General features: G+C 63.8%; 20 protein-coding genes. 9 read left to right on the forward strand and 11 right to left on the reverse strand.

The features are described from left to right. Positions 1-32: 32 nt before the first annotated feature. The 5 genes from CK230_RS31020 to CK230_RS31040 all read left to right on the forward strand — a co-directional run bounded on the left by CK230_RS31020 (position 33) and on the right by CK230_RS31040 (position 5,741). The gene (locus CK230_RS31020; protein ID WP_095820582.1) at positions 33-1,037 is read left to right on the forward strand and encodes an ABC transporter ATP-binding protein; all 1,005 of its coding nucleotides are present in this window, start codon (positions 33-35) and stop codon (positions 1,035-1,037) included. A gap of 10 nt (positions 1,038-1,047) precedes the next feature. Next, positions 1,048-1,818: an L-iditol 2-dehydrogenase gene (locus tag CK230_RS31025; protein WP_095820608.1), complete on the forward strand. Its 771-nt coding sequence runs from the start codon at positions 1,048-1,050 to the stop codon at positions 1,816-1,818. Positions 1,819-1,973: 155 nt separating this feature from the next. Next, the gene (locus tag CK230_RS31030) at positions 1,974-3,452 is read left to right on the forward strand and encodes a mannitol dehydrogenase family protein (protein ID WP_095820583.1); all 1,479 of its coding nucleotides are present in this window, start codon (positions 1,974-1,976) and stop codon (positions 3,450-3,452) included. A gap of 22 nt (positions 3,453-3,474) precedes the next feature. Then, positions 3,475-4,158 (forward strand): HAD-IA family hydrolase, encoded by a 684-nt coding sequence (locus tag CK230_RS31035; protein ID WP_095820584.1) that lies wholly within the window; start codon positions 3,475-3,477, stop codon positions 4,156-4,158. Next, entirely contained in the window at positions 4,155-5,741 is a 1,587-nt protein-coding gene (locus CK230_RS31040; RefSeq protein ID WP_095820585.1) for an FGGY-family carbohydrate kinase, read from the forward strand. Before CK230_RS31035 ends, CK230_RS31040 begins: the two co-directional genes overlap by 4 nt. A gap of 88 nt (positions 5,742-5,829) precedes the next feature. Here CK230_RS31040 and ugpC read toward each other — a convergent pair whose 3' ends face one another. From ugpC to CK230_RS31070, 6 genes are all read right to left on the reverse strand, one after another. Beyond that, positions 5,830-6,915, reverse strand: coding sequence for a sn-glycerol-3-phosphate ABC transporter ATP-binding protein UgpC (gene ugpC / locus CK230_RS31045; protein WP_095820586.1), 1,086 nt, complete (start codon positions 6,913-6,915; stop codon positions 5,830-5,832). Positions 6,916-6,918: 3 nt separating this feature from the next. Next, positions 6,919-7,965, reverse strand: coding sequence for an NAD(P)-dependent alcohol dehydrogenase (locus CK230_RS31050; protein WP_095820587.1), 1,047 nt, complete (start codon positions 7,963-7,965; stop codon positions 6,919-6,921). 14 nt (positions 7,966-7,979) lie between these two features. Continuing rightward, positions 7,980-8,792: a carbohydrate ABC transporter permease gene (locus CK230_RS31055; RefSeq protein WP_095820609.1), complete on the reverse strand. Its 813-nt coding sequence runs from the start codon at positions 8,790-8,792 to the stop codon at positions 7,980-7,982. Between the two features lie 5 nt (positions 8,793-8,797). Beyond that, the gene (locus tag CK230_RS31060) at positions 8,798-9,664 is read right to left on the reverse strand and encodes a sugar ABC transporter permease (protein WP_095820588.1); all 867 of its coding nucleotides are present in this window, start codon (positions 9,662-9,664) and stop codon (positions 8,798-8,800) included. Between the two features lie 104 nt (positions 9,665-9,768). After that, the gene (locus CK230_RS31065) at positions 9,769-11,043 is read right to left on the reverse strand and encodes an extracellular solute-binding protein (protein ID WP_095820589.1); all 1,275 of its coding nucleotides are present in this window, start codon (positions 11,041-11,043) and stop codon (positions 9,769-9,771) included. 240 nt (positions 11,044-11,283) lie between these two features. Further along, positions 11,284-12,201, reverse strand: coding sequence for an AraC family transcriptional regulator (locus CK230_RS31070; RefSeq protein WP_095820590.1), 918 nt, complete (start codon positions 12,199-12,201; stop codon positions 11,284-11,286). 238 nt (positions 12,202-12,439) lie between these two features. On the opposite strand from CK230_RS31070, the gene CK230_RS31075 reads away from it, so the two are divergent. Then, entirely contained in the window at positions 12,440-13,843 is a 1,404-nt protein-coding gene (locus CK230_RS31075) for an MATE family efflux transporter (protein WP_095820591.1), read from the forward strand. A 21-nt stretch (positions 13,844-13,864) separates the two neighbouring features. Here CK230_RS31075 and CK230_RS31080 read toward each other — a convergent pair whose 3' ends face one another. Continuing rightward, positions 13,865-14,617 (reverse strand): dienelactone hydrolase family protein, encoded by a 753-nt coding sequence (locus CK230_RS31080; RefSeq protein WP_245430127.1) that lies wholly within the window; start codon positions 14,615-14,617, stop codon positions 13,865-13,867. Between the two features lie 292 nt (positions 14,618-14,909). On the opposite strand from CK230_RS31080, the gene CK230_RS31085 reads away from it, so the two are divergent. Then, positions 14,910-15,605, forward strand: a complete 696-nt coding sequence (locus CK230_RS31085; protein WP_095820592.1) for a YfbU family protein — start codon at positions 14,910-14,912, stop codon at positions 15,603-15,605. 21 nt (positions 15,606-15,626) lie between these two features. On the opposite strand, the gene CK230_RS31090 is transcribed toward CK230_RS31085, so the two are convergent. The 4 genes from CK230_RS31090 to speB all read right to left on the reverse strand — a co-directional run bounded on the left by CK230_RS31090 (position 15,627) and on the right by speB (position 18,997). Then, positions 15,627-16,274, reverse strand: coding sequence for an amino acid ABC transporter permease (locus CK230_RS31090; RefSeq protein WP_095820593.1), 648 nt, complete (start codon positions 16,272-16,274; stop codon positions 15,627-15,629). Further along, entirely contained in the window at positions 16,271-16,939 is a 669-nt protein-coding gene (locus tag CK230_RS31095) for an amino acid ABC transporter permease (protein ID WP_095820594.1), read from the reverse strand. Before CK230_RS31095 ends, CK230_RS31090 begins: the two co-directional genes overlap by 4 nt. Before the next feature lie 67 nt (positions 16,940-17,006). After that, positions 17,007-17,807 carry a transporter substrate-binding domain-containing protein gene (locus CK230_RS31100; protein WP_095820595.1) on the reverse strand — a complete coding sequence of 267 codons (801 nt, stop codon included), beginning with the start codon at positions 17,805-17,807 and terminating at the stop codon, positions 17,007-17,009. A 134-nt stretch (positions 17,808-17,941) separates the two neighbouring features. Continuing rightward, positions 17,942-18,997: an agmatinase gene (gene speB, locus CK230_RS31105; protein WP_095820596.1), complete on the reverse strand. Its 1,056-nt coding sequence runs from the start codon at positions 18,995-18,997 to the stop codon at positions 17,942-17,944. A gap of 203 nt (positions 18,998-19,200) precedes the next feature. On the opposite strand from speB, the gene gcvA reads away from it, so the two are divergent. Together gcvA and pncB are read left to right on the forward strand one after the other, a co-directional pair. Continuing rightward, positions 19,201-20,175 carry a transcriptional regulator GcvA gene (gene gcvA / locus CK230_RS31110; protein ID WP_095820597.1) on the forward strand — a complete coding sequence of 325 codons (975 nt, stop codon included), beginning with the start codon at positions 19,201-19,203 and terminating at the stop codon, positions 20,173-20,175. Positions 20,176-20,375: 200 nt separating this feature from the next. Next, positions 20,376-21,680: a nicotinate phosphoribosyltransferase gene (gene pncB, locus CK230_RS31115; RefSeq protein WP_095820598.1), complete on the forward strand. Its 1,305-nt coding sequence runs from the start codon at positions 20,376-20,378 to the stop codon at positions 21,678-21,680. Positions 21,681-21,809 lie beyond the last annotated feature (129 nt).

Genomic DNA, 21,809 nt, shown 5'->3' on the forward strand with positions numbered 1-21,809 from the left:
CGGACGACAAAGACCATCCCCGGGAGGAAACCATGGGAAACATCACGCTCAAGAACGTCTCCAAGTCCTTCGGGTCGACGACGATCATTCCGAACATCGACCTCAACATCGAGGACGGCGAGTTCGTGGTGTTCGTCGGCCCCTCGGGCTGCGGCAAGTCCACGCTGCTCAGGCTGATCGCCGGGCTGGAGGACACCAGCGGCGGCAACATCTCGATCGATGGCCGAGACGTCACCCGCGAGGCGCCGGCCAAGCGCAAGCTCGCCATGGTGTTCCAGTCCTACGCGCTCTATCCGCATATGACGGTCGCCAAGAACATCGCCTTCCCGCTGAAGATGGCCGGCGAAGACCAGGCGACCATCGACAAGAAGGTGAAGGACGCGGCCAGGGTGCTGAACCTCACCAACTATCTCGAGCGGCGTCCGGGCCAGCTGTCCGGCGGCCAGCGCCAGCGCGTCGCGATCGGCCGCGCCATCGTGCGCCAGCCCTCGGCCTTCCTGTTCGACGAGCCGCTGTCCAACCTCGACGCGGCACTTCGCGGCACCATGCGGCTGGAGATCAGCGAGCTGCACCATCAGCTGAAGACGACGATGATCTACGTCACCCACGACCAGGTCGAAGCCATGACCATGGCCGACAAGATCGTCGTACTCAACGCCGGCAACATCGAGCAGGTCGGCTCGCCGATGGAGCTCTACAAGACGCCGAAGAACCTCTTCGTCGCCGGCTTCATCGGCTCGCCCAAGATGAACATGATCGAAGGCGCGCCAGCGGAGAAATACGGCGCCAAGACCATCGGCATCCGGCCCGAGCATTTGAACATCTCGACCTCGGCCGGCGACTGGAAGGCGACGGTCGGCGTTGCCGAGCATCTCGGCTCCGACACCTTCCTGCACGTCCAGACGGACGGCATCGGCACCCTCAATGTCCGCGCCGATGGCGAGGTCGCGGTGAGGCATGGCGATACCGTCTACCTGACCCCCGACAAGACCAAGCTTCACCGCTTTGGCGCCGACGGCAAGGCGCTGGCCGCGTGAGGACGGGACAGTGAGGTTGAAAGGCAAATCGGCGCTGATCACCGGATCGGCGCGCGGTATCGGCAGGGCCTTCGCCGAAGCCTATGCGCGCGAAGGCGCGACGGTGGCGATTGCCGATATCGACCTCGACGCGGCGCAAGCGACGGCGAAAGCGATCGGCTCCGCCGCCTACGCGTTGTGGCTCGACGTCACTGATCAGTCCTCGATCGACGCGGCGGTGAAGGCGGTCGAGGAGAAGACCGGCGGTCTCGACGTGCTGATCAACAATGCCGCGATCTTCGACCTGGCGCCGATCGTCGAGATAACCAGGGCGAGCTACGAAAAACTGTTCGCGGTCAATGTCGCCGGCACGTTGTTCATGCTGCAGGCCGCCGCCCGCTCGATGATCGCGCGTGGCAAGGGCGGCAGGATCATCAACATGGCGAGCCAGGCCGGCCGCCGTGGCGAGCCGCTGGTCGCGGTCTATTGCGCCACCAAGGCCGCCGTCATCTCGCTCACCCAATCGGCGGGGCTCAACCTCATCAAGCACCGCATCAATGTCAACGGCATCGCGCCCGGCGTCGTCGACAGCGACATGTGGGACCAGGTCGATGCGCTGTTCGCCAAATATGAGAACCGGCCGAAGGGCGAGAAGAAGCGGCTGGTCGGCGAGGGCGTTCCCTATGGTCGCATGGGCAAGCCGGAGGACCTCGCTGGCATGGCGGTTTTCCTCGCCAGCGACGAGGCCGAATACGTTGTCGCCCAGACCTACAATGTCGATGGCGGGCAGTGGATGAGTTGAACGGTTGAGGGGGAAGGCGCTTCTCTCTTTCCTCCGGAGAAGACGCCACGGGGCAGGTGAGGGGCGGCACACTGGAACACCAGGCGCCGTCCCTCACTCCCACTCCACAGGAGGCGGAACAGTCGGGCTGCGGATCGGCCAAAGGGTAAAATGAGATGACCGTGAAACTCTCTTCCTCCAATCTCGCCAGTCTGCCGGCCAAGGTCGCCGGTCCGAAATACGACCGCTCGGCGCTGAAGGCCGGCATTGTCCATTTCGGCGTCGGCAATTTCCACCGCTCGCACCAGGCAGTCTATCTCGACGATCTGTTTGCCACCGGCGAAGGCCATGACTGGGCGCTGATCGGCGCTGGCGTGTTTGAGGGCGAGAAGATCGGCCGTTCCAAGCTCGAGGAGCAGGACTGGCTGACCACGGTCGTCGAGCAGGACCAGGGCCATATGAGCGCCCGCGTCACCGGCGCCATGATCGATTTCCTGACGCCCGGCGATGCCGCCGCGACCATCGACCAGCTTGCCGATCCGGCGATCAAGATCGTCTCGCTGACCATCACCGAAGGCGGCTATTTCATCGACCCGGCTTCCGGCAAGTTCAACCCGGCCCATCCCGATATCGTCGCCGATGCGCAGCCGGGCGCGGCGCCGAAAACCGTCTTCGGCATCATCCTTGCCGGCCTGCGGCGCCGTCGCGCCGACCGCATCGTGCCGTTCACCGTCATGTCCTGCGACAACATCCCCCACAACGGCCACGTCACCTCAGACGGCGTCATCGGTCTCGCCCGGTTGATCGACGAGGACCTCGCCAAATGGGTCGAGGACAAGGTCGCCTTCCCGAACGGCATGGTCGACCGCATCACGCCGGCCACCACCGACCGCGAGCGCAAGATCCTCGCCGACGATTTCGGCCTGGAGGACAATTGGCCGGTGTTCTGCGAGCCGTTCAAGCAATGGGTGCTGGAGGATCATTTCACCGCCGGCCGCCCGGCGCTGGAAAAGGTCGGCGTGCAATTCGTCAAGGATGTCTCGCCCTACGAGCTGATGAAGATTCGCATCCTCAATGGCGGCCACGCGACAATAGCCTATCCGGCCGGGCTGATGGACATCCATTTCGTCCATGAAGGCATGCAGGAGCCGCTGGTGCGCGCCTTCCTGTCCAAGCTCGAGCATGACGAGATCATCCCGACCGTGCCGCCCGTGCCGAACACCGATCTGGAGGACTATTACCAGCTCATCGAGCGGCGCTTCTCCAATCCCAAGATCGGCGACACCATCCGCAGGCTTTGCCTCGACGGCTCCAACCGCCAGCCGAAATTCATCATCCCGACAATTGCCGACCGGCTGAAGGCGGGCGAGGGCGTTGCTGGCCTCGCGCTGGAATCCGCGCTCTGGTGCCGTTACTGCTTCGGCACCACCGACAGCGGCGCCGTCACCGAGCCGAACGACCCCAACTGGGATCGCATGCAGGCCACCGCGAAGGCGGCGAAAGGCGATCCGAAGGCCTGGCTGGCGATGGATGACATCTATGGCGATGTCGGCCGCTCGCCCGTCTTCGCCGAGGCCTTCGCCCATGCCTTGAAGGTCCTGTGGGCCAACGGCGCGCGCGAGACCCTGGCGCGCTATCTCGCCGGCAAGCTCTGACGCTCACTGGAAGCAGATCGCGATGCGGCCGGAACTGGTCATCTTCGACTGTGACGGCGTGCTGGTCGACAGCGAGGCGCTTTCGGTCTCGGCACTGCTCGGCATGATCGAGCTCGCCGGCGGCACGGTGAGCGAGGACGCCGCCTACGAGCATTTCCTCGGCAAGAGCATGAAAAGCGTGCGCGAGATCCTCGGCCGCGATTTCGGGCTGGAGATCAGCGACCAGCATCTGACCGCCATGCGCGTCGACCTGATGCGCAAATTCCGCGAGGAATTGAAGCCGATCCCGGGCATCAAGGAGGTGCTGCCGAAGCTCGGCCTGCCTTGCTGCGTCGCCTCGTCCGGCACGCTGGAACGCATCCGCTACGCGCTCGACGTCACCGGCCTGCTGCCGCTGCTGGAGCCGCATATCTTCAGCGCCACCATGGTCAAGCGCGGCAAGCCGGCGCCCGACCTTTTCCTCCATGCCGCTGCCTCCCTGCGGGCGCATCCGCGCAATTGCCTGGTCGTCGAGGACAGTCCAGCAGGTGTTGCCGCCGCGCGCGCGGCGGGCATGCGGGTCTTCGCCTTTACCGGCGGCTCGCATGCCGGAAATCCCGGCTTGAAAGCCCGGCTTGCGTCGACCGAGCCGGACTCTATATTCGCTGACATGCTGCAATTGCCCGATCTGATTGCAGGCCTGGGAGCGAGAGAAAAAGCATCTTGACGAAGAGTTTCGTTTGCGCGGTCGATGTCGGCACCGGGAGCGCTCGCGCGGGCATTCTCGACGCGCGCGGCAACCTGCTCGCCCGCGCCGATCATCCGATCGCCATGCATCAGCCCAAGCCCGATCATGCCGAGCATGATTCGGAGGACATCTGGTCGGCGGTCTGCAAATCCGTGCGGGCCGCGCTCCAGAAATCCGGCGTTGCAGCCGCGGATATCGCCGGCATCTCTTTCGACGCCACCTGCTCGCTGGTGGTCCGCGACAGGCAGGGCGGCCAGATCAGCGTCTCGGTCACCGGCGAGAAGCGCTGGGACACGATGGTCTGGCTCGATCACCGCGCCATCGCCGAGGCCGATGAATGCACGGCAAGCGGCCACGCCGTGCTCGATTACATAGGCGGCGTGATGTCGCCGGAAATGGAAACGCCGAAGCTGATGTGGCTAAAGCTTCATCTGCCGAAGACATGGAATGAAGCCGGCTATCTGTTCGACCTCGCCGATTTCCTGACCTGGAAGGCGTCCGGCTCGCTCGCCCGCTCGCAATGCACGCTGACGGCCAAATGGACCTATCTCGCGCATGGGGAAGAAAGCTGGCGGCGCGACTTCTTCGAGCTCGTCGGCCTCGGCGATCTTTTCGAGCATGGCAATCTGCCGGAAAAGGCGAGCCCAGTCGGCACCGATATCGGTCCGCTGACGGCGAAGGCCGCCGCCGAGCTCGGCCTGACTGAAAAATGCCGGGTAGGCGCCGGCGTCATCGATGCCTATGCCGGCGCGCTGGGTGTCCTAGGCGGCTTTGCCGGCGACGAGGACAACATCAGCCGGCACTTGGCGCTGATCGCCGGCACATCGTCCTGCGTCATGGCGATGTCACATGACCCGCAGCCTTTCGCCGGCGTCTGGGGTCCCTATTTCGGCGCGGCCCTACCGACGTTGTGGCTGTCGGAAGGCGGCCAGTCGGCCACCGGCGCGCTGCTCGACCACATCATCCGCTGGCATGGAGCCGGCGGCGAGCCGGACGCGGCCATGCACATGAAGATCGCGAGGCGCGTCGCCGAGCTGCGCGCCGAGGACGGCGACGCGCTGGCCGCAAGGCTGCATGTGCTGCCGGACTTCCACGGCAATCGCTCGCCGCTCGCCGATCCGCATGCGGTCGGCGTCATCAGCGGGCTGACGCTCGACTCTTCCTTCGACAGCCTGTGCAAGCTCTATTGGCGCACCGCCGTCGGCATCGCGCTTGGCGTGCGCCATGTGCTGGAAGCATTGAACGAGAACGGCTATTTGATCGACACGCTGCACGTCACCGGCGGCCACACCAAGAATCCGCTTTTGATGGAGCTCTACGCAGACGCCACCGGCTGCACGGTGGTCGAGCCGCTGGCCGACGAGGCGGTGCTGCTCGGCACCGGCATGGTGGCAGCGACAGCCGCCGGGCTCTATCCCGACCTCAACGCGGCCTGCGTCGCCATGCAGCAGGGCGGCAGGACGCGCGCGCCCAACAAGGAAGCCGGCGCCCGCTTCGAGCGCGACTACCGCATCTTCCTCGAAATGCACCGCCAGCGGCAGATGCTCGATGCGATCAGCTAGCTTCTATCTCTTGTTTCACGCAATTCCGGACGGAAAGTTACGGCCAAGTGGCCGAACCTAACCGTGTCACACTTTTCCTGGAATTGCTCTACTGCTGGCGCAGCGACTTGCCGGTCTCGGCGTCGAACAGATGGATGCTTTCCTCGTCGAAGCCATAGCGCACGGGCGCTCGCAACTCCGGGCATTCGCGGGCCGGCACCAGCGCGCTGATCTCCTTGCCGCCGGAGCCGAACGTCACCAGCGCGTCATTGCCGTGGAATTCGATGAGGTCGGCGGTGCCTTGCAGGATGTTGCCTGCGCCTCCGTTCGCCGTCTTGAGATCCGGGGGCCGGATGCCGAGCACCACCCGATCGCCGTGCTGCAGATGGAAGCCTCCGCCTTCGAGCGATAGCACCGTCCCCGCGCCGGTCAGCGTCCAGCCATCGCCGTTGCGGCCGACCATCGCCTCGATGAAATTCATGTTCGGCGTGCCGATGAAGCCGGCTACGAACTGGTTGCCGGGACGCCGATAGATCTCCGCCGGCGAGCCGATCTGCTCGATCACGCCGTCCTTCAATAGCACGATGCGGTCGGCCAGCGTCATCGCTTCGAGCTGGTCGTGCGTGACATAGACGGTGGTGGTCTTCAGCGACTGGTGCAGCCTGGCTATCTCGACCCGCATATGGTTGCGCAGCTTGGCGTCGAGATTGGAGAGCGGCTCGTCGAAGAGGAAAACTTTCGGCGTCTTGATCATGGCGCGCGCGATCGCCACGCGCTGTTGCTGGCCGCCGGAAAGCTCTGTCGGCTTGCGGCCGAGATAGGGTTCCAGCCCGAGCGTCCTGGAGACAGCCTCGACCCGCTTCTTGATCTCGGCCGCCGGCACTTTCTGCCGCTTCAGTCCGAAGGCGATGTTGTCGAAGATCGTCATATGCGGATAGAGCGCATAATTCTGGAACACCATGGCGATGCCGCGGTCGCCTGGCTCGAGATCGTTCACCACCTTGCCGCCGATCGATACCTCGCCGCCGCTGATGTCCTCCAGCCCCGCCAGCATCCTGAGCAGCGTGGACTTGCCGCAGCCGGAGGGCCCCAGGAACACGACGAATTCATGCTCCTCGATCGCGAGATTGAGGTCGCGGATGACGGTCGTGGCGCCATAGGCCTTGTCGACATGGGAGCAAACGATCGCGGACATGCCTTATCCCTTCTCGCCGGTGAGCAGGATCTGCAGCTTGACGTCCTGCGGCCTCCCCTGCGCAGCGCGCTCGAACGCCTTGATGCTTTCGGAGAAATCATAGGTGCCGGTGATCAGCGGCTTGAGGTCGACCTTGCCGGAGGCGATCAGCTGCAAAGCGCGGTCGAAGATGTTGGCATAGCGGAACACCGTCTCGATGCGCACTTCCTTGGAGATCGCCGCTGGCACGTTGAGCTCGACCGTCTCCACCGGCAGCCCGACCAGCACCACCGCGCCGCCCGGCCGCACGATGTCGAACAGATCGGCGAAGGCCTTCGGGCTGCCGCTCGCCTCGAACACGATATCGGCGCCCCAATTGTCGGTCGCGGCCGCAACGGCGTCGACCAGCGACTGTTCGCCGACATTGACTGGCACGATGCCCGCATACTGGCCGGCGATCTCCAGCTTCGGTGCGGAGAAGTCCGAGATCAGCACTTTGGAGCAGCCGCCCGCCAGTGCGGCGAGCGCGATCATGATGCCGATCGGGCCGCAGCCGACGACGACGGCAACGTCGCCCGGCACGATACGAGCGCGCGCCGCCGCCTGCATGCCGATGGCGAAGGGCTCGACCATCGCGCCCTCGGCGAAGGAGACATTGTCCGGCAGCTTGTAGGTGAAGGCCGCCGGATGGACGGCTTGAGGAGCGAGCACCCCATGCACCGGCGGCGTTGCCCAGAAGCGGACGTCCGGGTCGACATTGTAGATGCCGAGCTTCGTCGCGCGCGACGCAAGGTTCGGCACGCCGGGTTCCATGCAGACGCGGTCGCCGACCTTCAGGCTCGTGACATTGGCGCCGGTCTCGACGATCGTTCCCGAGGCCTCATGGCCGAGCACCATCGGCTGGCGCACGATGTAGCTGCCGATGGCGCCATGCGTGTAGTAATGCACGTCGCTGCCGCAGACGCCGACCGTGTGGATGGCGATCCTGACATCGTCCGGCCCGACATCGAGCGGCAACGCGATCTCGCGCAGCGACAGTTCGCCTTTTTTCTCAAGCACCAGTGCCCGCATCGGGTATCCTCACTTCAACTTTTCTTTTGCCGGAAAACGGAATTCAGGAAGCCGCTCAAAACACCGAGGAAGAGCAGCGGGGGCAGCGACAGGAGCACCACCGAGGCGTTGAGTATGCCCCAGGGCACGTTCATGCCTTGCTGCGAGAGCTCGGAAGCCACGATCGGCAGCGTCTTGGCATTGGAGCTCGACAGCATCAGCGCGATGAGGAACTCGTTCCAGACCAAGACGAAGCTGAAGGCGATGGCGCCGATCAGCGAGCGCGCCGCCACGGGAAGCGCGATCCGCCAGAACACCGAATAGGCGCCGTAGCCGTCGACGAAGGCCGCCTCCTCGATCTCCTTCGGCACGCCCTGGAAGGCGGGAATGGCAAGCCACATGATGACGGAAATGGTGAGCAGCGAATAGGTGACGATCAGCGCCGGCAAAGTGTCGTAGAGGCCGATCTGCAGCCAGATCACCATCAGCGGGATGGCGACCGCCACCGGCGGCAGGAAACGCAACGAAAGTACGAAGAACTGGATGTCGCCGGCGAAGCGGTTGGGATAGCGCGCCACCGCATAGGCCGCCGGCAGGCCGAGCACGATGCCGATCAGCACCGCCGCGCCGCAGGCGACCGCGGAGTTGTAGAGTCCCGTCAGCACGCTGTCGCGACCGAGGATATAGCTGATGTTGGCGAGCGTCGGCGTGAAGACCACCTTCGGCACGCGCGTGATGATGTCGACATTGTTCTTGAGCGCGTTGAGCGCCGTCCAGGCCAACGGGAACACGGCGAGGAACCCGGCCAGCGCCAGGACGGCCTTGGCGATCAGGCGGCTCGGTCTTATCGGCTTCATGCTTGCACCCGCTTCCACAGCATGGTGAAAGTGATGACGGTCGCGATCATCATCAGCACCGCCATGGCCGAAGCGTACGAGACCTTGCCGGACTCGATGAAGCCCTGCGAGAAGGCATACATGTCGAGCGTCTCTGTCACGACGCCCGGCCCGCCGCGCGTCATCACATAGATCAGGTCGAAGGAGCGCAGCGACTCGATCATCTTGACGAACATCAGGCTGACCAGCGGCGCTTTCAGCATCGGCAAGGTCACATAGGCATGGATCTGCCAGCGTTTGGCGTGGTCGAGCCTGGCCGCTTCGATCGGCTGCGGCGGCAGGGTTTCGAGCAGCTTCAGCACGATGACGGCGAAGAACAGTCCCCATTGCCAGACGTCCACCGAAGCGACGGCGAAGAGCGCGGTGCCGGGCTTGGACAGCGGATCGAAGATCAGCCCGCCGGTGACGAGCCGATAGGGGTAGGTCGCGATGCCGTAGAGCGGGTGATAGGCGAACTTCCAGACGAAGGCGGCCGAGACGCGCGGCAAAAGCACTGGGATGATGAACAAAAGGCAATAGAAATTGCGCAGACGCGGCGAGGCGACCTCGAACATCAGCACGCCGAGCCCGATCGCCACCACCATCGTCGCCACGACCGTGACGATCTCCCATTTCACCGAAACCCAGACGGCATTGAGGAAACGGCGATCGGTAAAGAGGTCGGCGAAGTTCGAGAACCAGACCCAGGAATAGCCCGGCGCGCTGAGTTCGCGGTTCTGCAGCGCGATCACGATGGCGTAGAGCGTCGGCACCATCGACAGCACCAGAAGGATGGCGAGGGTGGGAACCAGAAATGTGACCGGCAGGGAAGAGCGTCGCCGCATTGCCTCTCCTCGGGTTTGTCGCGGTGCCGTGGATCGAGGGTGACCCGCGGCGCGCATGCCGGCATTCCTTCGAATGCTGTGAACGCGCGCCGCGGGTGGGAGGATTACTTCTTCTTCGCCAGCTCGTTGGCACAGGCCTCGAGCTCGCTGAGGCCGCCCTTGATGTCGGTGCGCGTGCCGGTGACCAGTTCCTCCAGGATGATGCCCCAGCGGTCGCCGAGATCGGGCCAGCGTGGATCCTGCCAGAAGTTCACCGCCGTCACCTTGCCGGTATCGGCCAGCGCCTTGCCGAGATCGGCGCCATAGATGTCGGCGAATTCCTTGCTGGAGAGCACGCTGGTGCGGTTCAGCTCGCCGAACTGATGCGCGTCGAGCCGGCGCTTCTCGTTGTCTTTGGACGTCGCCCAGGCGATGAACAGGCCGGCGCATTTCTTCGCCGCGTCGTCCGCATTGGCCTTGGTGCCGATGGCAAGCCCATGGCCGTAGCCGCCGCCCGGCAGCGGCGAGGGCGGCGGCAGGAAGCCGACCTTGCCGACCACCTGCGAGGTCTTCGGGTCGACCGCCATACCCGACAGCGGCGTCGATTCGACGAGGATGGCGACCTGGCCGGAGAGGAAGGCGCCAGTCGATTCATCCCAGCTGCCGGTCTGGGTGCCGGGCGCCGAGTCCTTGAACAGTTTCAGATAGGTCTCCGTCGCCTTCACGGCGGCGTCCGAATTAAAAGCCGGCTTGTCGCCGTCGAACCACTTGCCGCCATAGGCCTTGAAGAACGGCATCCAGCGCCAGACATTGGCGCCCGAGCCGCGCGCGCCGCGCAGCGCGATGCCGTATATGCCCTTGTCGGCATTGGTCAGCTTCGGCACGTCGGCGATCAGCTCATCCAGCGTCTTCGGCGGCTGGATGCCGGCGGCTTCCAGTACGTCCTTGCGGTAGACCATCAGGTCGCCGCCGCCGGTCAGCGGCGCAAACCACACCTTGCCGTCATAGGTGGCGACCTTCTGGCGGCCCGGATCGAAATCGGCGAAGTCGTACTCAGCCGGATAATAATCGGTCAGCGGCGCGATCCAGCCCGAGGACGCGAACAGCGCCACATTGGCCTCGTCGACATAGTAGACGTTGTAATTGCCGACGGTCGAGGCGTCGGCGCGCGACTTGGCGCGGCGGTCGTTCTCGTTGAGGTAATCGATCTGGAACGAGGCGCCGGAGAGTTTTTTGAACTCGTCCTTGGAGTCCTCCAGAAGTGTCAGGCCGTCGCGCGGCTGTGCCAGCACCTTGACCGGCGCCGAGCAGACCGGCGCCTGGGCAAGTGCTACGGTTGATACGGAAGCGGTAAGCACGAACGCTGCGCCGAGGCTGGCAGCGAGCCGATATGATTTCATTGATTTTTCTCCTCCAGGAACACTCGTGGCAGCGGAGGTCATCTAACTAAGCGACCCTCACCGTCGCCCGTCTGACCTGCCACCCGTCCCCAAAATGAGCAGTTGGAGAAGGCGAGACTAGAAGCCCCCTTGCGGCAGACCTGTACTTTTATGCATTGTGCGGTGCAAAAAACGTAGCCGTCCGAACCTACCCGTCACACGAGTATCAGTGGCTCTTGTGAATCTCGTTTTCGGTCTTGATCACGCCCTGAGCGTCAGCCGTTGCCGCGACAGCTTGCGGTAGGAGGACGGCGTCATCTTGTGCTTGCGCAGGAAGGCGCGGTTGAAGTTCGAGATGTTCATATAGCCGACCTGGAAGCAGATGTCGGTGATCGGGATCTCGGTGTCGGCGAGCAGCTTGCAGGCCTGCCAGAGCCTCAGCTTGGCGACATGGTCGCTGAAGGAGTTGCCGGTGTTCTTCTGGAAGAAGCGCGAGAACGTGCTTTCGCTCATGCCAGCCAATGCCGCCACCTCCGGCAGCTTCAGGTCCTCGGCAAAGTGCTGGAACAGATAGGTCAGCGAGCGCTGGATGATATCGAGCGATTCTGCGTCGAGCAGCGGGGAGAAATCCGGCGACGACAACAGCGCGTATTCGTCGGTGGTGGCCAGCAGATCCAGCAGCTCGAGGAACAGGCGGAACCGCGCCAGCCCGTGCACCTCGCCCATTCTTTGCATCAGCTCGGCGCCGTCGAGCGCCGCCTGGCCATGGAACACCATGCCGCGCAGCGAGCGTTCCAGGAACGGCTCCAGCTCGCGCAGCTCCGGCAGCAGCCCCGAAGAGCCGCGCAGCCGCTCGGGATCGAATTGCAGCACGATATCGCGGCCCTCGATCAGCTCGCCCGGCTGCACCGCCGTCACCCAGTCATGCGGCAGCCCGCCGCCGACGATGGTCAGATAGCCAGGCCCGAACTCGCCGATATGGTCGCCGACCAGCACCACGCCGGATGATTTCCTGAGCAAGTGGATCTCGTATTCCGGATGGAAATTCCAGACATTGCGCTCCCACGGATAATCGTCCAGCCGCCACAGGAAACTCTCGCTCGCCTCCGTCACGATATGCTCGAAGGCGGGCGCTGTGCGCGGAATCGCGGCCGTATTCTTTCTGCGCCTGAACGGCATTCAGTCCTCCCGGCATGGCGCGCCGGCTGCGCATGCCCGGGGGCATCCGTAGCAGCCTACGGCCGGCAAATGAAAGAGGCGTCGCGGAATCCGGGCTCCGCCTGGATCAATCGCTAACCCGGCCTCCTCCCTTGCCAACATGTCGCTTTTCATCCACAAGGCGACGCAAATGGCGCCATTTTGCGCTGTGCGGCTTCCGGCCTTTTGCCGACGCGCCGTGTTCTGAAAGAGCGGAACAATGTCTGCGATCGAAACCGGCGCTCTCGCGCCGGAAAACCTTTGGCGTCAGGAAATCAGGGCGACGGCAGCACTCGCCTGGCCGATGGTGCTGACCAATCTCGGCCAGACCGCGATGACCGCGACCGACGTCATGATGATGGGGCGCCTGGGCGCCGATACGCTGGCCGCTGGCGCTCTCGGCGCCAACCTCTATTTCATGCCGATGATCTTCGGTCTCGGCCTGATGCTGGCGACCTCGCCGATGATGGCGACGGAGCTCGGCCGCCGTCGCCACTCCGTGCGCGACCTGCGCCGCACCGTGCGCCAGGGCCTGTGGCTGGCGATCCTGATCTCGATCCCGATCTGGTTGTTCCTCTGGCACGGCGAAGAGGTGCTTTCGGCCATGGGTCAAAAGCCGGAGCTCGCGCATGAGGCCGGCATCTACCTGCACTGGCTGCAATGGGCGGTGCTGCCCTTCTACGGTTATATCGTGCTGCGCTCCTTCATCTCGGCGCTGGAGCGGCCGGGCTGGGCGCTGATCATCGTTTTCGTCGCGGTCGCCTGCAACGCCTTCTTCAACTGGGTGTTCATGTTCGGCAATCTCGGCGTCAAGTCGATGGGCATCGCCGGCTCCGGCCTCGCCACGACTTTGTCCAGCACGCTGATGTTCGTCGGCCTGGCTGCCGTGGTGATGCTGGAGAAGAAATTCCGCCGTTATCGTCTCTTCGGTCGCTTCTGGCGCGCCGACTGGCCGCGCTTCCGCGGCCTGTTGAGACTCGGTCTGCCGATCGCCGGCATCCTCGCCTTCGAGGTGACGATCTTCAATGCGGCGGCCCTGCTCATGGGCCTGATCGATGCGGACTCGCTCGCCGCCCATGCGATCGCCATCCAAATCGCCTCGATCTCCTTCATGGTGCCGCTCGGCCTCAACCAGGCCGTCACGGTCCGGGTCGGCCTGGCGCATGGCGCCGGCAATCCGGAAGGCGTCTCGCGCGCCGGCTGGACAGCTTTCACCATCGGCGTGTCCTTCATGGCGCTGATGGGTCTGGTGATGATTCTGTGGCCGCACACGCTGATCAGCGCCTTCATCGATCTCGCCGATCCGGCCAATGCCAGGGTGATCACGCTCGCCGTATCGTTCCTGGTGTTTGCGGCACTTTTCCAGATCTTCGACGGCGCCCAGGCGGTGACCGCCGGCATGTTGCGCGGCCTGCACGACACCACGGTGCCGATGATCTACGCCGCGATCGGCTATTGGGGCGTCGGCCTGCCGCTCGGCGTGCTGCTCGCCTTCCATTTCGGCCTGAACGGCGTCGGCATCTGGATCGGCCTGGCCACAGGGCTCGCCGTGGTGGCGGCGCTGCTGCTCGTGCGCTGGCTCAGGCGCGACCGCATCGCGCCGGGACTGTCCTTCGGGCATTGAGGCGGAAGCCGCCTGAGCTGCCTACTGCTTCAACAGGGCGAGGAAGTCGGGAACTTCCTTGAGTGCCGCCGCGCGTGCGGCCGGGTTTGGGCCCGCATGAGCAGTGCCATCGCCATTGGCCGTGTAGGCCAGCCCATGCAGTTCGTGAAGCTTCTGCGCCTCATTGTCGAAATCATGATAGGCGTTTGGATATAGGATGAGTTTTACCTTGTTGCGATTGGCATCGGCCAGCGTCTTGCACGGTCTGGCAGGCGTCCAGTCGTCCGCCTCGCCCATCACGATGAGCAGCGGAACGCGGGTTGTCCAATCGCCCTTGTCTGCCATGGCGGTACAACCCGGATAGAAGGCGACGGCCGCGCGAAAGTCCGGCGAGCCCGTGTTCGGCCGGTCTTTCGGCCGTACCGTGTAAAGCACGCTCGAGCCGCCGTTCGACCAGCCGAGCAGGCCGATAGAGTCCGGCTTCACATAGGGCCGCGTCTCCAGATAGGGGCGGGCGGCATTGGCGTCCTCCACCCGTTCGCGAAAAGGCTCGACCCGCCGGTCGTCATTGCGGCGTTGCGGACCGAGGTCGCGCGAGCCGTAGCTGTCTGGAAAGAGCACGACATAGCCGAGTGCGGCAAGCCGCCGGCCCAAATCGGCATGGCGCGGGCTGAGCCCTATGATCTTGCTGCTCCACAGCCCGCTGCAGCCATGCATGGCGACGACCGCCGGAAACGGTCTTGTCCTGATGGTTTGAACAGCCTCGCGTCCAGCGCCCCGGCTGGTTCTCGCCATCGGCCGGGATGCTTACGCTTACAGGCTCCTGCTCGGCTGCCATGACCGGTCGGACCAGCCCAAGGGCGACCAAGCCAGCGAGCGCGACAAGATGTTTCGCCTGCATCGCCAACCGTCCTCCCTCCCAAGAAAGCGTTACGCTCACAGTGAGGCGCACGCCGGCTTTGCTACAAATCACGGTTGCGTGGTGTGAGAGAGCGAGGCATCGCATCACTGCGCCTTGAATGTACGGACAAATAGCCGTATATTACGTACATAGTGCCGTACAACTGTGAAATCCGGGGAATTAAGGATGGTTCCGAAAACCGAGCGCTTTGAAATGAGGTTGGACCCGCGGACCGTCGAGTTGATCGACAATTGGGCAGATGAACACCCTGAGGTGGCATCCAGAGCGGAAGCAATGCGACAGCTCGTCGAGGCCGGCCTCGCGGCTGATGCCAGCCGAGGTCGGCTCAACCCTTCGAGAAGCGAGAAGCTGATCATCTGGTTGCTGACTGAGCTTCTCAAGCAACAGGAGGATTACGAAGATCGGGAGACGGTTAAGCTCATCCAAGACGCCATTTACGGAGGGCATTTCTGGGCGCTCGAATGGGAGTTGACCGGCCTCTTCGGCCCCCAGAACGACAAGCCTCATGAGGTCGATTTCGTAACTCGCACGATGACGATGTGGCGCCAGATCGAAAGGGCGGCCGCCAAGTGGACCGACAAAGACCGCGATCGTGTCGAAGCGGAGACAGGAAGGTGGAACCGCGATCCCAAGTTCGATGGGTTCGACGGCAACGAGGAAGGCACCTACTTCAGTATCGCACGGTTCCTCGTCCGAAACATGGGGCGCTTCGAAGAGTTTAAGAACAGGTCACTCAACTCACATTGCAACCGGGTCGCGGAATACCGGGCGATGCTGGCTGTGTACGATCGCATCGAACACAGGCCCACGCGCGATGGTCTTGTGCTCGACGACGTGATCAAGATCCTGAAGCACGGATAGCTTCGGCTTGGTCGCCTCCGGTCAGTGCGCCGACGCCTGCTTTTCGAGCGACCGCGCATACTGCGTCAGCGGGAAGCACATGACGAAGAAGATCAGCGCCACGAGCCCGTAGACCTTGAACGGCTCGAAGGTCGCGTTGTTGATGGCGTTGGAGGTTCGCACCAGTTCCTCGAAGCCGATGATCGAGGTCAGCGCCGTCGATTTGATCAACTGCACCAGGAAGCCGACGGTCGGCGCGCGGGTGATCGCGAAGGCCTGCGGCAGGATGATCAGCCGCAGTTCCTGCAGATAGTGCAGCCCTAGGCTGGCGCCGGCGTCCCATTGTCCGCGCGGCAGCGCGTCGACGCCGCTGCGCCAGATTTCGGCGAGATAGGCGCTGGCGAAGAAGGTCAGGCCCAGCACCGCCGCCGTCCACGGCTCGATGCGCAGGCCGAGCATCGGCAGGCCGAAGAACATCAGGAAGAGCTGCATCAAAAGCGGCGTGCCCTGGAATAGCGCGATATAGCCCGAGGCTATCCGCTTCACCCATTTGTTTTTGGCAATGCGGAAGAACAGCACCACCAGCCCGACCAGCGCGCCGCCGATGAAGGCGGCGAGCGACAACAGCACCGTCCAGCGGGCGGCAAGCAGAAGGTTGCGGACGATGTCCCAGAACGTGAACTCGATCATGACACGCCGGCTCCGAGAACCCGGCGGCCGCCGCTGACCAGCAGCCGGCGCAACCCCATCGACAGGCCGAGATAGACCATCGTCACGACGAAATAGGTCTCGAAAGCGCGGAATGTGCGGGCCTGCAGCATGTCGGCCTCGTAGGTCAATTCGCGCACCGCGATCTGCGACACCACGGCCGATTCCAGCATCATGATGACGATCTGGCTGGTCAGCGCCGGGTAGATCACTTTCAGCGCCTGCGGCAGCACGATCTTGATGAACACCTGACGTGGCCTGAGCCCGAGCGCAAGCGCCGCCTCCGTCTGGCCGCGCGGCACGGCGTCGAGACCAGCGCCGACGATCTCGATCGTGTAGGCCGCCATGTTGAGCGTCATCGCCAGCATCGCGGCCAGGATCGGATCGAGCCTGATGCCGAGGCTGGGCAGGCCGAAGAAGATGAAGAAAAGCTGCACCAGGAACGGCGTGTTGCGCATCACCTCGACATACCAGCCGATCGCCAGCTGAAGCGGCTTGGGGCCGTTTCGTTTGCCGGCGGCCCCGAGGATGCTGAGGAAGGTGCCGGCGAGCGTGGTGACGGCGATCAGAAGCAGCGTCATCGCCGCGCCGCGCGCGATCACGCCCGCCGCACCCGCAAGCCAGCCGAAGTCGAGGCTGTAGCCCATGGCGATTGACCTTGTTGGAGCAGGCGGAACGGCTCAGCCCTTCATGACAGGCTGAGCCGCGCCGGAGTCAATCCTTGAGATTGTCGGGGTTGAGCGGCGTCTTCAGCCAGGCCTTCGAGCTCTCGTCCAGCTTGCCGTCGGCCAGCATCTTGGCCACAGCGTCGTTCACCGCCTTCTTAAGCCGGTCCTCGTTCTTGTTCAGGCCGATATGCGAGGGCGAGGTGAGCAGCTGGAATTTCTGCTCCGGCGCCAGCGCGTCCTGCTTGGCCAGCACCTGCGCGCCGACATCGTTGCCGACCACCATCAGCTGCGTCTGGCCGGAGATAAAGGCCTGGATGACGGAATTGTAGTTGTCGAAGCGGCGGATATCGGCGGACGACGGCGCCGCCTCGGTCAGCGACGTATCTTCCAGCGTTCCGCGGTTGACGGCGATCGATTTGTCGGCGAGGTCTTCCTTGCCTTTGACCGCGAGCGCCTTCGGGCCGATGACGGCGATGTAGTAGGGCGCGTAGGCGGCGGCGAAATCGATCACCTGCTCGCGTTCCTTGGAGTAGCCTACGCTCATCAGGATATCGACGCGCTTGTCGGTGAGATAAGGGATGCGGTTCTGGCCGGTGACGCTGACCAGGTTGAGCTTCACCTTCAAGGCATCGGCGATCGCCTGCGCCACATCGATGTCGTAGCCCTTGATGCTCATGTCGGCGCTGGCCGAGGAGAAGGGCGGGAAGTCCGAGAAGATGCCGACATTGATGGCGCCGGCCTTGGTGATGTCGTCGACGGCGTCAGCCTTGGCCTGCGTGGCGAGACCGGCGGCGCCGAGCATTACAGCCGCCGCGATGGCGGATTTCAGTGCGTTGCGAAGAGTCATTTTTTGGTTCCCCTGCTGGAAGCTCGTTTGTTTCGTCCGGCCGCCGGCTCCAGCGCGGCGGCCGTATTGGCTAAGCAATTCCAGGAAAAGTGTGACGCGGTTTTCCGTCCGGAATTGCGTGAAATTAAGATGTTTCAGCCCTTCTTGATCGCCGGGCTGAACACCATCAGGCTCAGGATCTCGAACAGCACCTGCGCGCCGACATGGGCGGTGTTGGTGGTCGCGTCATATTGCGGCGCCACCTCGACGACGTCGCCGCCGACGATGTTGAGGCCCTTGAAGCCGCGCAGCAGCTCCAGCACCTCGCGCGTCGTCAGCCCGCCCACTTCCGGCGTGCCGGTGCCGGGCGCGAAGGCCGGATCGATGCTGTCGACGTCGAAGGAGATGTAGGTCGGCCCGTCGCCGACGATTTTCCGTGCCTTCTCGATGATGGCGGGGATACCGAGCCCGGTCACCTCCTCGGCATGCACGACGGTCATGCCGGACTCGTAGGTGAACTCCCACAGATATTCGGCCGAGCCGCGGATGCCGATCTGGATGGTGCGCGAGGGATCGAGCACCCCGTCCAGCACCGCGTTGCGGAACGGTCCGCCATGGTGGAACTTGGTCATGTCGAACAGCCCGCTGGTGTCGCAATGGGCGTCGATATGGATCATGCCGACCGGAGCCTTCTTGCCGACCGCCTTCAGGATCGGATGGCTGATCGAATGGTCGCCGCCGACCGAGAGCGGTAGCACGCCGGCATCGACGATCTGGTTGGTGCGCTTTTCGATATCTTCGTGGCTGATCTCCAGCCGGTAGCGGCTGCGGAACGGCGTGTCGCCGATGTCGGCGACGCGAAGCTCATGCGTCGGCGCGCATTCCAGCACATGATTGTAAGGGCCGATGCGTTCGATGGCGCGCAGCGCGCGCGGCCCGAACCGCGAGCCGGGACGGTTGGTGACGCCGAGATCCATCGGCACGCCGATCATCGCCACCTGCAGGTCGCCGAAATCCGGGTTCTCGGCGGCGATCTCGCGGTAGGGCGCGGCAAGGAAGGTCGGGATGCCGGAATAGGGGGCGAGCCGCGTGCCCGACTTGTTGAAGATCTTGTCGGCGACCTTGCGGAACTTCGGGTCGAACATCTCGCCGCCATGGCTCTCGCCATATTTGCGGCGCAACGCTTCGAGCTTGCCGCGATCGTAACCCATGTCCGGTCCTCCTCTGCCTGCTGCCCGCACGGACGATTTGCCAAGCCAGCCTGTCGCCCGGCTGGATCGTTGCCGCTGTTCCTGCGGATTTCACGTCTCTTGAAAGCTGTTCCGGACAAAAGTGTCGGGCAGCGGCATTGAAAAATCAATTGATATTGTTAGGGTCTTTGCTGTGAGAAAATCTCACAAAGTAGGAGCCCTTCATGGCCAAGCGCCTGCCGCCGCTGAACCCGCTGCGCGCCTTCGAAGCCACGGCGCGGCATGCCTCGCTGACCAAGGCGGCGGGTGAGCTCAATGTCACGCATGGCGCCGTCAGCCACCAGATCAAGGCGCTCGAACAATCGCTCGGCGTGAAACTCTTCGAACGTACGGGCCAGCGCGTCAAGCTGACGCCGCACGGCGCTGAATTCCTGCCGGCGGTTTCGACTGCCTTTGAAGGCATCGCCGCGGCTACCCAGCGCATGACGCGGCCGGCAAGCGCCGGGGCGCTCTCGGTGTCCTGCGTGCCGGCGCTGCTGTTGCTCTGGATGACACCGCGGCTCGGCTCCTTCACGGCGCAATATCCCGATATCCAGCTGACGCTGATCCCGTCCAACGACGCCCGCGATATCCGCGCACCGGAGATCGATGTCTGCGTGCATTATGGCGACGGCGGCTGGACCGACTGCTGGATGCGCAAATGGTCAGGGCTGGAGCTGTTTCCGGTGGTCAGCCCGACGCTGATCAACAATCGGCCGATCCGCGGTGTGCGCGACCTCGCCGATCATGTGTTCCTACATGGCGACGATGGCCGCGAATGGCACACTTGGCTGGCCGCCGCCGACGCGCTCGATCTCGAGCGCGGCCGCCGCCATCATCTCGGCGATGCGCGCATGGCCACGGAAGCCGCCGTGCATGGGCACGGGGTTGCGCTCGGCGACTCGGTGACGGCGCGCGCCTTGCTTGCCAGGGGCATGCTCGTCGCACCCTTCACGCTCTCGGTGCCGGCGGTCGACGATTTCTACGTCGTCTGCCGCAACGAGATGCGCTCGGCGCCGATCGTCCAGCTCTTCATCGACTGGCTGTTTGCGGAGAAAGAGCAGGACGAGGGCCGCGCCGACGCGCCGGTGGCCGGCCGTCTGCCCAGCCGCAGGAAACGCCCCGCGCTGAAGGTTATCGGCGCCAGGGCCATATCCTAACGGCTGGACTTGCATAGCTGCTTTTTGTCGGGCCAGCTTGCAAAGCGGGGAGCGCGTTCGAAAATACAATGCTAAGAGGCGAGTTGGCTGAGGCAATTCCAGGAACACCGCGCGACGGTCTTCCATCCGGGATTGCTCGAACAAGGACTTGAAGCGTGGCGCCCGCGTTTGAGTGCGTCGTGCTTCAAGGGTGAGGAAGCATGGCAAAGACCGATATAGCGCGGCGCGTCTACAACCACACCTGGAAGCTGGACCCGATCGTCCGCAGCCTGCTGGACACCGATTTCTACAAGCTTCTGATGCTGCAGATGATCTGGGGCATGCATCCCAAGGTCGACGCCACCTTCACTTTGATCAACCGCACAACCTCGGTGCGCCTCGCCGATGAGATCGACGAAGGGGAACTGCGCGAGCAGCTCGACCACGCCCGCACCTTGCGTTTCTCCAAGAAGGAGATGATCTGGCTGGGCGGCAACACGTTTTACGGCCGCAAGCAGATCTTCGAGCCGGAATTCCTGGCATGGCTCGAGGATTTCCGCTTGCCCGCATACGAGCTTTCCAGGCGCGACGGCCAGTACGTGCTCTCCTTCCCCGGTCCCTGGATGTACACCACGCTCTGGGAAATCCCGGCTTTGGCCATCATCAATGAGCTGCGCTCGCGAGCCGCGATGCGCTCCTTCGGCCCTTTCGCGCTCGATGTGCTCTATGCGCGCGCCAAGGCCAAGATGTGGGCCAAGACCGAGCGGCTGAAGGCGCTGCCCGGCATCCGCATTTCCGACTTCGGCACAAGGCGCCGTCATTCGTTCCTGTGGCAGCGCTGGTGCGTCGAGGCGTTGAAGGAAGGCATCGGCGAAGCCTTCACCGGCACCTCCAATGTGCTTCTGGCCATGGACAACGACCTGGAAGCGCTCGGCACCAACGCGCATGAGCTGCCGATGGTGTTCGCGGCCCTTGCCAATTCCGAGGCGGAGTTGCGGCAGGCGCCCTACAAGGTGCTGCAGGACTGGCAGCGCTATTATGGCGGCAATCTCTTGATCGTGCTGCCCGACGCCTTCGGCACGGACTCCTTCCTGCGCGATGCGCCGGACTGGGTCGCCGACTGGACCGGCTTCCGCCCCGACAGCGCGCCACCGATTGAAGGCGGCGAGAAAATCATCGACTGGTGGCGCAAGAAGGGCAAGGACCCCAAGCAGAAGCTGCTCATCTTCTCCGACGGTTTGGAGGTCGAAACCATCGAGGACACCTACAAGCATTTCCGCGGCAAGGTGCGCATGTCCTTCGGCTGGGGCACCAACCTCACCAATGATTTCGAAGGCTGCGCCCCGACCGAAACCGACAGCCTCGATGCGATCTCGCTGGTCTGCAAGGTGACGGAAGCCAACGGACGGCCTGCGGTGAAGCTGTCGGACAATCCCGCCAAGGCGACGGGGGATGAGAGGGAGATCAAGCGGTATCTGAGGATTTTCGGCGAGAAGGGGCGGGTGGAGCAGCTGGTGAAGGTGTGAGGGGTGGCGGTGGTGTCATGCCTGGATCATCATCAGACACCCGTAACCCTGAAACGTTGAGTTCCTTCCCACCCCCCTCTGTCCTGCCGGACATCTCCCCCGCAAGGGGGGAGATTGGCAGCTTCGCCG

Origin of the sequence: Mesorhizobium sp. WSM3859 (assembly GCF_002295065.1) — a bacterium.
Classification (GTDB): Bacteria; Pseudomonadota; Alphaproteobacteria; order Rhizobiales; family Rhizobiaceae; genus Mesorhizobium.